The sequence below is a fragment of the Vibrio sp. 10N.239.312.D08 genome (assembly GCF_041466145.1).
Taxonomy (GTDB): Bacteria; Pseudomonadota; Gammaproteobacteria; order Enterobacterales; family Vibrionaceae; genus Vibrio; species Vibrio crassostreae_C.
This window is the reverse complement of sequence record NZ_JBFSSD010000009.1, coordinates 37,151-49,222: the sequence shown is the minus strand read 5'-3', so window position 1 is coordinate 49,222 and position 12,072 is coordinate 37,151. Positions and strand designations below refer to the sequence as shown.

Sequence of the window (12,072 nt, the reverse complement as noted above, 5' to 3'; positions counted from 1 at the left end):
TTATTATTGAGCTCTAAAGCCTCTCATTTGCGAATTGATGAACAATGTCTGTAACTTTGAATGTTCTACATCAATATTAGGCGTTGGGTTTGATATCGATTCCCTTTCGACAGCGAGGTTAGATTCATTCTTCCAAGGGTAAATCGCTTTAGAATCTGTGCTATGGGATACGCCCAGTGGGGTAAAGGTTACTCCGCTTGTGTAGGCGTATGGGGATGATACGTCTTGTTCTGCTAGTAGGTTTCTACCTCCCAGAGATGTATATTCTGCGTTTGATAGACTGAAACTATACAGCGTAGGAAAAATATCTCGATGAGAACCGATACGATTTTCTTGGTAACGATATTTGGAGTGCAATAAAATCTCTTTTGGAACATAGAGATAAAAAGGTACAGCATGAGCGACTCCTAGATCCTTTGGATAAGAGATCGAGTAGTTGCGCAAGCGGTGATCACCAGAAGCTGAAATAATAGTATTACTATTCAATTCACTGTCTTTAATGTCACTAATAAAGTCACCAAGTGCATTAGAAGAATATTGATATGTTTCATAGATCTTCTTTGAGTTTTCTTCACTCAAGGACATTTTCTTCATAGCATACTCACTCACTTCAATAGAACCTGGAGTATAGTTGCTTGGAATTTGGTAAGGAGGATGATTGGTTTGTGTCTGTATCATCACCATAACAGGCTGTGTATTTTCTTTGAGTAGCTTTTCAGCAAGCTTAAATGTAAATTCATCAGCGGCACCCCATGTGCTAGCGTACTCAACGGACTCAGGAAACGCTTCGTAGATATCTTCTTCCGAATAAAATTCATCAACCCCTTGTACCGGCATGTAATACTTGAGATTGCGCCATAATGGGCTACCTCCGGTAATGTATATAACTTTATATCCAGCTTTTTTATAAGGTAGGAATGCTGAGCCTGGTAATGGGGTGTTCTGTTCTTTGCCGTGGCTTATTGAGTTCACGTTACTATGAAATAACATCATGACGATACTGTTAATGGTTCCGCCTGTACCGGGCAAAAATCGCTCAAAGCTAAAATCGTTCTCGTAATGCGGTCTTAGTGAACCCAATAGGTCGGTTGTTTTCCCATTATCTTCAACAAGTAAGTTTGTCCCCATACTTTCCATGAGAGCAAACACTACGTTAGGTTTGTTGCTTTCAAGGTAGTTGTTTTTATCCGTATGGTAAACTGGATCGTCCTGACCAAGAACTTGGTGTGCTTTTTCTTCGAAATCGGCTCTTGTTACCGCGGTAAAATCTGCGCTTCTTTTATGCTCGCTTCTTGCCCAATCTAATGCCAAAAAAGCATTGGGTGTGACTTTATTGAGAACTTCGTAATTTGAAACATTAGCGTGGTATTGTTTGAGTGGGAATGTCCCTACAGAGCCTCGAGCTAACACAAAATAAGCCGCGATGGTGAAGAGTATGGTCAGAGTTGTAACCCAAACCTTTTGCTTCGGCCATGTTTTTTTATCTAAATTCGCCCAAACAGATAGCGTTATTTTGAAGAGCGTTATAGTGGTTAATAGCGATATTAACGACATGATGATGATTGGATAATCTTGCCACATTGTTAATAAAACGGCTGAAGTATCATCTTCAACAAGACCAAACATGAAGATATCGAAGTGATTACTGTATGTTTTATAGTAATAATAATTACCAATAGATACAGATATCCCTAGGAAATATATAACAAACGAATAAATGGGAATTATTTTATTGACTAATTTAAATGATTTTGTGCCTGATAGAATTAGCCCCAGTAATAATAATGGTGAAAAGGCTATTGTTGCAACTCTTAAATCAAATCTAAATCCAATTACAATTGATTGAATATAATCCGGGATGACTTGGTAGATTTCACTGACATCACCAATTAAAAAAGTGAAAACTTGTCTAAACAATGATACTAAAATAGTAAATAAAGCAACTTGTAACCAAATAATACGAGTGAGCTTTTTGATGTTGTTTTGAAACATAAATCTAACTTAAACCAATATTAATAACCAAGTGAAGATAGCAAATAGAATTGCAACCATGACTGCCGCGGAACCTATGTCTTTCGCTTTACCGCTGAGCTCGTGATGCTCTGGACCGATCCGATCAACGACAGCTTCTATTGCTGAGTTGATTAGCTCTAATATAAAGATAAATACTAGCGAACCGATAAGAGCTAGAGTTTCTAGTTTGCTTACATCTAAGTAAAGGGCCGTAGGGAAAAAAATAGCGCATAAGGCCAGTTCTTGTCGAATAGCGGCTTCACTCTTAAAGGCTGATCTCAAGCCTTTTATTGAGTAACCAGTTGCCTTTATAACTCTTAGAAGGCCTGTATTACCAGGTTTATTAGATGGGGTTGTCATAGAGTATTATTGCTGTCTGAAATTAGAGTTGTATTGTACTATAATGAATTACTGTTTACGAAATCAATTTAAGTCATTGAAAAATAAAATATATTCAATTGTGGGAATTCTTCGTATAGTCAATGTCTAGAATCATTAGGAGTTCATTACAATTACTCCCCACCCTGTATTTGGACACTCAAAAGGTTCGCTTCATTAGACATAATCCCAACGAAACCCTTGTTGACATAAGCTTAGATTTACTTGAAAGTATTGTTCAAAATCGTTCCACGATGGTGATGATCATTCGATAATGACATTGCTTGCTCAAGTCACTTTTAATAATGAAAGCTAAGTTATTTACTCTGATATTTTCAGACCAAAGTCACACCTCCAAGCTCGACTTTGTGTTATTTAGCAACCTGTCACCGTAGGTATGTCAATAGTGATAATGCTCCATAAATGGGGGTATTAACTTTTTACTATTTTAACTTCGAGAGAATAGCTTGATTGACCGACCGAGGAACAAATGGAGCTACATTTCCTTTATGAATGGCAACTTCTCTTACTATTGTTGATGAAAGAAAAGCGAACTCTTCAGCAGGGGTTAGAAAGATACTCTCAAGACCAGGCAATAGTTTACGATACATACTTGTTAAGCCAAATTCATACTCAAAATCCATAGTGGTACGTAGACCTCGAATAAGAATGTTAGCTTGTTGTTGTTGAGCAAAATCTACCAGTAGGCCATTAAAACCTACAACAGATGTATTGGTAAGGTGGCTACAAGATTGTTTTACTAGTTCGACACGTTCATCTAGATGAAACATAGTATTTTTAGAAGGACTGGCCGCAACACCGATAATCATCTCATCAAACATAACTGAAGCACGTTCAATGATGTCAAGGTGGCCATTGGTGACAGGATCAAATGTACCTGGGTAGATAACTCGCGTGTAATTCTTCTCAGACATAATTGGCTCGGAAGGTTATGGTATTCAAAATTAAATCAGATATTATATAAGATATCACAGTCAGAAAAATGTGAAAGGGTACCCACAGCTTGTATAAACGGGTTAAACTAGGCTCTGCGCTAACGGGATAAACATAAACCAAGGTGATCGCAATCGATGAAACTTTTCTACTATGTGAATAATTTTTTGCTTAATATTTATCCGTCATATCTATTTTCTCGATATAAGAAAAAACTAGAAGACCAGTTTAGTGGTGAAGCGGAAGCCATTCAGCGCCGAGTCGATTACTATTGCAAGCTTGTAAAGACAACGCAATTAAGCTCGAATGCTGAAAGCAGAGCGACTAACTACAAGTTACGAGATAAAAGTGCTTATTACTACGATCTTAAACAATACCTTTACTACTTTCCCAAGAGCTTCAAATTTTGTTATTACTTTGGCGATCATGTTTCGATTGAGCCCTGCCCTACGCTTTACAAAGCTCGTCCAACAGAAGGTTCTAATCAAAACTCAGTTTTATTTAAGTTAGATAAATTACGCCACTTTCGTTTTATTGAAGACACGCTCTCTTTTCATGCTAAGAAAGATATGGCGGTATTTCGTGGACGAGTAACTCAGAAGCACCGAATTCGATTCATGAATGCTATGTTTGACCACCCTTTAGTAGATGCAGGTCAATCCAACTTAAGTGAAGCGAATCCTGACTGGCAGCAACCTTTTATGTCAGTTGAAGAACAACTACAGTATAAATTTCTTATTTGCCTTGAAGGCAATGATGTTGCCTCCAACCTCAAGTGGGCAATGTCTTCAAATTCGATAGTCGTTACCCCTAAGATGAGATATGAGACTTGGTTTATGGAAGGAGCATTAGAGCCTGGTGTACATTTTATACAGGTTGAGGATGACTGGTCGGACTTCGAAGAAAAGATTCATTATTACCTTGATAACCCTTCTGAATCAGAAGATATACTTCGAAATGCACATAAACATGTGGCGCAGTTCAAGAATGCTAAACTTGAAGACCTAGTGTGTATTAAAACTTTAGAAAAATATTTTGCTATTAGCCAGCAATTATAACTTTATTGAGATGTATCGCTCGGGTTATCTTCTCAAACATTTTAATCACATGCTCACTTTTTATCCGCTGCATTGCTTGCTCATCTTTCACTCTAGTTCGCCAGTTTAAATCTTGACTTGTTTTGCCTGTTTCAGAAAATATGGCTTCTTCATAGACGGAAACTACGTAGGTGAGATAGCTGTAGGGACCAACACGCAAAGGATTATGATGAGCATAAAGACCAATAACGGGCGTTTGCATCGCATTAGCCATGTGAGTAGGACCTGTATCTGGTGCAATGACTAAGTCGACCTTATCAATAAGCGCTAGCATTTGCATAATGGAGCTTTGACCGACAAGATTTAGGCAGGGTTGAGATAGTTCGTCTTGAATCTCATTGGCTAGATCAATTTCTATCTTGGAAGGACTCCCTGCAAGAATTATGTTCCAACCTTTTGCTCGCGCATGTTCAATTACATCCACATAGCCTTGAGCGTGCCAGTTTTTATAAGCTTTGCTAGCTCCAGGTACTACTAGTAGATTAGGGGTGTTTTTGTTGAGTTGAGAGCTGGCCCATAAGCCATCTTGTTCTGTGTACGACAAGGACCATTTTAGATCTTGCGCTTTAATTCCAATATGATGAGCAAAAGCCATTAATCCATCAGCAACGTGCAAAGATGATGGAGATGTGACCTTTTGGTTGGTAAACAGAGTTTGAAAATCTTGACTTCTGTCTGCTGCAAACCCAAGTTTATATTTTGCTTTAATACCAAGAACCGCAAAACTTGCCCGAATGGCATATTGCATGTGTAGAAGAGCATCGAACTCTCGTTCTTTCAACTGAGCCCAAAGAGTTTGGTAGCCTTTGATACCATTTTTTTTGTCAAAGACGATTACTTCCACACCATCAATTGCAGCCAGTAGTTGTGCTTCGAGTTTTCCGGTAATCCAGGTGATTGTTGTTTCCGGCCACTGCTTTTGGATAGCTTGCACGGTTGCTATGGTATTACATACATCTCCAATCGCAGAAAGCCTAAGAATACAGATTGATTTTGGGGCTGAGTTGAACAAAGGCATGAGATTAACTCTATCAAATTGACTAATTAGAATTATGCAGCTGGGCTAGGGGAATGTAAAATAAAACTAAGTAACCAGATAGGTAAATATGATGGAAACGCTTAGTTCTAATAATCAAGTCATTTGGTTTGATGAATCTTTAATTTCACCGCAAATGGTAAAGCAAGCTTTTAAGGTGGAATATTGGCAACAGCAGAACAAGATGATTGGCAGTGCTACGGGACGAGGTACGACATGGTTTGTAGAACTACCCTCTATGCAGGCTGCATTGCGCCATTATCGTCGTGGTGGTTTATTTGGTAAGTTAGTTGAAGATAGTTATATTTATACAGGTGATGAGAGCACCCGGAGCTACCAAGAGTTTGAATTACTGACCCGACTTAAAGAATCTGGTGTTAATGTTCCCAGGCCAATTGCTGCAAGAGTTGTTAAAAATGGCTTGATTTATACAGCTGATCTTTTGAGTGAGAAAGTTCCTAATGCTCGAGATCTGGTCGCTGTTTTGCAAGAAAACGCATTGCCTAAAGAAATGTATCAAAAAATTGGTGTAGAAGTGCGCAAGATGCATGCAGCACAGGTTAATCATACTGATCTTAATATACATAACATTTTGATTGATGAGCAGGGCAAAGTTTGGATTATTGATTTTGATAAATGCTTCCAAAAGCAGGGTGAGAGTTGGAAGCAAGATAACTGGAATAGGTTACTACGCTCATTTAAAAAGGAGCAAATAAAACGAAATATTCACTGGTCTGTAGATGAATTCAACCATATGTTTGGATAATATTAGTTACAAACGTTAAGGTACTCTTCAATCGTAGGGTTAATACGCTCAACCATAAACTTCTGCCACTTTCTTTCAATCTTCTTTTTGCCTAAAAAGCGTATATAGTTAGCTAGGGGAAAGAGCTCAGCTGATCCTAAACCATCAACCATCATCACTTTCAACCCTTCTGGTTGACTGAGTACTAAGAAGTTACTCAGTACTAGGTCACATGGCACAATATTATTAATAATAAGGTAACGCTTGAGCTCAGCTAATGCAGCTTGAATTGCAATAACATCTTTATTACTCAAAGGGCGTTTTAGAAACTTATGTAGGTCTGGAGCACTTCTACCGTCTGGGTTACAGACAAACTCCATCTCAAGGCCTAAATAGTCCCCTTCATCCACTTTATTATAAAAGTTAGGAATATGAGAGTAAGAAACATCGCGTTTAGATAGGTAGCCGTAGTAGTTTAACTCACGTCTAGTCTGCTTAGATTTAGATTTTTTGCTGACTTTTATACAACGCGAGGGATCATATGGGTTGCGATAACATACTCGTTCTGCACCCGAACCAATTTCTGGCCATTCAAGAAAGTTAAGCATTAGCAGCCTTTTTCATTTCATATATTTTTATCAGTTCTTGATAGTTCTTTTCTAGAACGACTTCAACATCCATCGTCAGGGCTAAATCTCGACAGGTTTGGCTCACATTGGTTGTTCGTTTCTTATCTGCCCACTCAATCATCGCAGTGAGTAATTCATCAGGGTTTACATCAGAATCAATCACGGTGGCGACTTGCGGGTTGAGAACTTCTTTGGCTCCGCAGTTTTCGGTGGTGATCGCGGGTGTTCCACAGGCTAGCGCTTCGATAACGGTAAAGCCAAATGGTTCATATAAGGTTGGTAGCATATAACAATCAGCAAGAGTGAAATACAGTTCCGGGCGGTTGTCAGCACCTAAAAACTGGCAACGTTCTGAAACGGCAATTTCTTTGGCGAACTTGATGTAGTCTGCTTCATGCGTTTCTCTACCGACAACTAATAGGTGCGCTTCAAATGGCAGCTTTGAATAGGCGGTTAATGCTTGTTTTAAGCCCTTACGCTCATAACCAGTCCCCAAGAACAAGAAAACAGGTTTGTTATCATCAACGCCCAGCTTTTTCTTTAGCGCATCTGTTTCTGGTTGGATGCGTTCAGCGTCAAATCGTTTGGTATCAACAAAATTATGAATAACTGTAATTTTGTCAGTTGGAACATCATGAGCTTCTTGGATTTCAGCTGCACTCTTGTGTGAGTTACTGATGACTTGGTAGTAAGCACCTGGTGCCATCGCTCTACTTTCGATAATGTGGTTGATACGATCTTTAAAGCGCATTGGACGATTTAGTGAGCGTGACATATGTAAGCTTGTGCCAGCCCCAATACGTAATACATCATGGGTCCAAGCATGCGCTAAACCGTATACCAGATCATAATCAGATTCTTTTACATGCTTTTCTACCGCTTTGGCAAAGCGCCATAAGCGATGAGTTTTACCAATACTAAGGCCACGCAGTTTGACAAATTTAACAGAGGGGTACGGTGGTTTTTCATCATGAGAGCGGCAGATAATTGTTACGTCTTCGCCTTTTTCGGCAAGGTAGCGAGCCATTTGGTTCAAATATAGCTCAACACCACCAGAGTATGCGTGTCTTAAATGAACGAGTGCGATTTTCATGAAGAAATTCTCTTATTAATAGTTACTTTACCAGCTTACTACTTTTGTAACAGATTGATAGTTTGGCTGAGTGCCCCGCGATTTTTTTCAACTAATCGATAGGCGTTTTGTGCAAGTTGCTCACCTTTTACTGAGTTGGTGAACAGTTCATTTACTTGTTCTGCGAGTTGATTGCTGTCTTGGCAAACCAAAATACCTTTTTGCACTATTAGTGCTTGAGTAATTTCTTTGAAATTGAAAAAACTTGGTCCCGTAATGGTCGGTATATTAAGAGCTGCAGGTTCTAGCACGTTGTGGCCACCGACTTTTTTTCCACTTAGGCTGCCACCCATAAAACAAACATCTGAAGCTTTAAGTAACTTTAACATTTCTCCCATAGTATCTGCGAGATAGATCTGTGTTGAACTTTCAACTGGCTGGTTAGCAGTTCTTCGGATTGTATTGAGGTTTTGTGTTTGGCAAAGCTCAAATACTGAATCAAAACGCTCAGGATGACGAGGTACTAAGATAAGCAGTGCGTTAGGGTGCTGTAAAAGTACGTTTTTATGAGCTTCTAATACTTGCTCATCTTCACCTTTATGAGTGCTTGCTGCAATCCAAATAGGACGTTGAGCGCCAAACGATTTTTTTAGTGATTGGCCTTGTTGCTCTACAGTATCTTCTATTTTGATCTCAAATTTAATCGAGCCCGTCACGTCAATTTTTTCAGGGCTTACTCCCAGACGAATAAATCGCTGCGCATCCGCATCTGATTGACATAGCCAGCGTGTTACCGAAAGGTTTATTGAGTTAAACAAAGCTTGAACCTTGGCATAGTTACAACAAGATCTTTCAGATAATCGAGCATTAATAACTGATATATCTATACCTTGCTTATCGACTTGATGAAGGGTGTTTGGCCAAAGCTCGGTTTCAATAATAATTAACTGATTTGGCTGGACTACTTTGAGGAATCGACGTATTGCAAAGTTAAAGTCGATAGGCATATAGCGATGCTCGACCAAATCGCCGAGTTTAGCAATTTGCTCAGCACCTGTGCTGGTTGTGGTTGTTACTAAAATGGGCAATTCAGGAGATTTCTGTTTTATCTCTTTAACTATGTTACAGGCAAGAATCGATTCACCAACAGAGACCGCATGAATCCAGACTGGATGTTTTACGTGTTTGAGTTTGGGAGTAAAGCCAAAATGTTCTTTCCAGCGAGCACCAAAGCTAGGCTTGTTTGGCTTATTTTTGTATAAACCGATTAGGAGCATAGGAGCTAGTAAGAGTAGAACTAAGGTATAGAAAGTGCGGGCTAACATAGCGCATCCATGAAAAATGACATATTATTGCAAGCCAAAATAGTTAAAAAGTTAAGCCTTATAAGTGTATAAGCTTATAAGCTTGCTATGGATTATGCAATCCCAATAGAGATTGAGAGTCGATAATGATGTCCAATGATTCGGTGAATTCACCATACAAAGCAAGTTTTTTAGTTCTGCTCTACAATAAAGAAATTCAGAACTCGAATACTCTAAATCAATTACTTGATAGCAAGCTTTCTTTTGCTCGTTGTCAGTTGACGATTTGGAATAATGGACCGAAATTATTGATGAACCAAGCCGTCTCGAATTTTGAAAAACTGGGTTTTAGCGTTTCAATTGTTGAAACATTAGAAAACCGGTCACTGGCTAAGGTATACAATCAGTTTGCGGGTTCTGTTAAGTCAGATAAGTATGTGATCCTTGATGATGATTCTATACTTAACGATGATTATTTGAAGGATGTACTTTCGGCGAAGAGTGATGAGGTATGCATTCCTATCATTCGTATGAATGATGAAGTTAAAGGGCCGCGTATCAATAAGAAAATGGTGTTAGAGCCTAGCCAATTTACTAACCGTGTACGTATTAGTGCGATTGGCAGCGGGACTGTACTTGGCTCTAAGGTTGCTGAACTAATGAAACAGCAGGAAGGTACTATTTTTGATGAAAAATTCTTTTTTTATGGTGTTGATACTACTTTTTTTCTTCGCCTAAACCGACTCTCACAAGAAGTTCCTTTCAGGGTGATTAGTAGTTTTTCCCACTCATTATCTCGTTATGAAAAAGAGTCTGATAAGGTAAGAGAATTTCGGAAAAAGGAACGAAGTTGTACAACAGCACTGCGCTTGAGACATTACAAACCAGTAATTAATGGTTTTACGCTTTACTTAAAGCATATGCTTAGTAGTTTTTTTAAAGTAATCTTTGGTAAAGAATCGAAAATTGATTTCAAAGAGTTTACTCACGCTTATGTATCAGGTACGCACTACCGAGCGAGAAGTTAAAAGAAAGGCACTTAGGGTGCCTTTCTTTATAGCCATTTAAACAATTTATTGAGCTTTTTGTACAGAAGTACTTTTTTTCTATCAACCCAGCGAGTTCTATGGGTGTGTGCTTTTATTGAAAAGTATTCGGAATCACTTCGAATATTACTAATACCTAAAGATCCAATATTAACCTTATATTTTCCAATAACAAATGGGAAATAAAGCTGATCTCGGCGGATATGGTTCTCAAATAACTCAAACCATTCCTTCATTGCACAATTTAAAGCATCTGAGTTTGGGTTTCGAATCAGAATTCCACATTCAAACATTCCAGCCTGAGTATCTTTGAATGGTTGATAGCTCCCTTTTTTTGACTCCAAATACTCTGGGATAGTAATTTTGTTATAAATAAGGCACGCCTTGAATTCATCCGCAACATTACTTCTCTTTGGATGAGTAAAGGCGTAGATATCTTTGTCCGTATCGAGAGTTTCTAGTAAGTGATCTAAACTACCAGTAAAGTTAATGTTAGCATCGAGATAAATTGAATATTGATAGCTTTTGAACCAATCTAAACCGTTCATTTTGTAAAAGCGGTTTTCTACCGCGTACGAATCAAATTTACGCTCGACTTGGATAAGCCTCCAGGGTGCAGGCAGATCCAGCTTAATATCAGAGATTACATAATAATCGGTATTATTTTGTACGAGCTCTGAGTTAATCGGCTCGATCTTATCGTATGATCCAAATAGTGCTTTATATACAACAAATTCTTTCATCTTGCTCTCAAGTTTTCAGTTGACGACTTATCGTAAAAAACCGACGTACCAAGGCATTGCTTTTTGGATACCTTGCTGGATGTTGAACTCAGGTTGATACCCCAGGTTGCTTTCAGCTTTTGATATATCTGCTTGAGAATGTCGTACATCTCCTACTCTAAAATCACGATATGTTGGCTCTGATGAGTATTCAACATCATTTTCTAACAGTGTTTCTTTTATCGAGTCAAATAAGGAATTAAGTGTAGTTCGGTCACCTACGGCTACATTATAGACTTCGTTTTTGACATCATCGGAAGCGGTTGCAGCCAAGATATTCATTTGAACAGTATTTTCAATGAAACAGAAGTCACGACTTGTCTCACCATCACCATTAATAAAAATGTTTTCCTTTTCGATCATAGCAGCTGTCCATTTAGGTATTACTGCAGCGTAGGCGCCTTGCGGGTCTTGACGCTGGCCAAAGACATTAAAATACCTTAATCCAATACACTTAAAGCCATATGTACGAGCATAGACAGAAGCATAGAGCTCATTGACATACTTGGTAACAGCATAAGGCGATAATGGATTGCCTATTCGGTCTTCTACTTTAGGAAGGCCTGGATGGTCGCCGTAAGTTGAACTAGACGCAGCATAAGTGAAGCTTTTCACTCCCTCATTTTTTGCTGCATCTAACATATTTAAGAAACCATCAATGTTTGTGGCATTTGTTGTTAAAGGGTCATTTATTGAACGGGGAACAGAACCAAGAGCTGCTTGGTGTAGTACATAATCAACATTTTTTACTGATCTATTGCATACGCTTGGTTCTCGAATATCACCTTCGATGAACATAAAGTTAGCCCATTGCTGATCTGTTACTATATTCTGAACTTCATCCAAGTTATGTTGATGACCCGTGGCAAAATTATCTAACCCAACAACCTTTTGATTTAATTTAAGAAGTTTTTCCAATAGGTTTGAGCCAATGAAGCCAGCCACCCCGGTAATCAACCAAGTCTTAGGTTCATTGAGTAATTCTTTTTGTACCTGTTGATATTTTGACATAGTCT

At 38.6% G+C, this 12,072-nt stretch carries 12 protein-coding genes; 3 read left to right on the top strand and 9 right to left on the bottom strand.

Going from position 1 to position 12,072, the window contains the following annotated elements; genetic code table 11:
• Positions 1-3 precede the first annotated feature (3 nt).
• From AB6D58_RS06975 to coaD, 3 genes are all read right to left on the bottom strand, one after another.
• The gene (locus tag AB6D58_RS06975) at positions 4-1,992 is read right to left on the bottom strand and encodes an LTA synthase family protein (RefSeq protein WP_372156842.1); all 1,989 of its coding nucleotides are present in this window, start codon (positions 1,990-1,992) and stop codon (positions 4-6) included.
• A 9-nt stretch (positions 1,993-2,001) separates the two neighbouring features.
• On the bottom strand, positions 2,002-2,373 hold the full coding sequence (locus AB6D58_RS06970) for a diacylglycerol kinase (protein ID WP_372151489.1): 372 nt from the start codon (positions 2,371-2,373) through the stop codon (positions 2,002-2,004).
• 461 nt (positions 2,374-2,834) lie between these two features.
• The gene (coaD, locus tag AB6D58_RS06965) at positions 2,835-3,326 is read right to left on the bottom strand and encodes a pantetheine-phosphate adenylyltransferase (protein WP_372151491.1); all 492 of its coding nucleotides are present in this window, start codon (positions 3,324-3,326) and stop codon (positions 2,835-2,837) included.
• A 156-nt stretch (positions 3,327-3,482) separates the two neighbouring features.
• Between coaD and AB6D58_RS06960 the strand changes: the two genes are divergently transcribed.
• Positions 3,483-4,403, top strand: coding sequence for a glycosyl transferase family 90 (locus tag AB6D58_RS06960; RefSeq protein ID WP_243584148.1), 921 nt, complete (start codon positions 3,483-3,485; stop codon positions 4,401-4,403).
• Here the strand turns inward: AB6D58_RS06960 and AB6D58_RS06955 are convergent.
• The gene (locus AB6D58_RS06955; RefSeq protein ID WP_372151512.1) at positions 4,387-5,454 is read right to left on the bottom strand and encodes a glycosyltransferase family 9 protein; all 1,068 of its coding nucleotides are present in this window, start codon (positions 5,452-5,454) and stop codon (positions 4,387-4,389) included. The genes AB6D58_RS06960 and AB6D58_RS06955 overlap by 17 nt on opposite strands.
• Positions 5,455-5,551: 97 nt before the next feature.
• Here AB6D58_RS06955 and AB6D58_RS06950 point away from each other — a divergent pair, with 97 nt between their 5' ends.
• Positions 5,552-6,244, top strand: a complete 693-nt coding sequence (locus AB6D58_RS06950) for a 3-deoxy-D-manno-octulosonic acid kinase (protein ID WP_372151493.1) — start codon at positions 5,552-5,554, stop codon at positions 6,242-6,244.
• A gap of 2 nt (positions 6,245-6,246) precedes the next feature.
• Here the strand turns inward: AB6D58_RS06950 and AB6D58_RS06945 are convergent, their stop codons facing one another.
• From AB6D58_RS06945 to waaA, 3 genes are read right to left on the bottom strand one after another with little or no spacing between them, the layout of a single operon-like run.
• The gene (locus tag AB6D58_RS06945; RefSeq protein ID WP_243584147.1) at positions 6,247-6,831 is read right to left on the bottom strand and encodes a YrbL family protein; all 585 of its coding nucleotides are present in this window, start codon (positions 6,829-6,831) and stop codon (positions 6,247-6,249) included.
• Entirely contained in the window at positions 6,824-7,945 is a 1,122-nt protein-coding gene (locus tag AB6D58_RS06940; protein ID WP_372156839.1) for a glycosyltransferase family 4 protein, read from the bottom strand. Before AB6D58_RS06940 ends, AB6D58_RS06945 begins: the two co-directional genes overlap by 8 nt.
• 38 nt (positions 7,946-7,983) lie before the next feature.
• Positions 7,984-9,249: a lipid IV(A) 3-deoxy-D-manno-octulosonic acid transferase gene (gene waaA, locus AB6D58_RS06935; protein ID WP_372156837.1), complete on the bottom strand. Its 1,266-nt coding sequence runs from the start codon at positions 9,247-9,249 to the stop codon at positions 7,984-7,986.
• A 125-nt stretch (positions 9,250-9,374) separates the two neighbouring features.
• On the opposite strand from waaA, the gene AB6D58_RS06930 reads away from it, so the two are divergent.
• Positions 9,375-10,256 carry a hypothetical protein gene (locus AB6D58_RS06930; RefSeq protein WP_372151498.1) on the top strand — a complete coding sequence of 294 codons (882 nt, stop codon included), beginning with the start codon at positions 9,375-9,377 and terminating at the stop codon, positions 10,254-10,256.
• 26 nt (positions 10,257-10,282) lie between these two features.
• On the opposite strand, the gene AB6D58_RS06925 is transcribed toward AB6D58_RS06930, so the two are convergent.
• Both AB6D58_RS06925 and AB6D58_RS06920 read right to left on the bottom strand, forming a co-directional pair.
• Entirely contained in the window at positions 10,283-11,017 is a 735-nt protein-coding gene (locus tag AB6D58_RS06925) for a glycosyltransferase domain-containing protein (protein ID WP_372151500.1), read from the bottom strand.
• Positions 11,018-11,044: 27 nt separating this feature from the next.
• A complete protein-coding gene (locus tag AB6D58_RS06920; protein ID WP_372151502.1) occupies positions 11,045-12,067 on the bottom strand; it encodes an NAD-dependent epimerase/dehydratase family protein in 1,023 nt (340 codons plus the stop codon).
• Between the last annotated feature and the right edge of the window lie 5 nt (positions 12,068-12,072).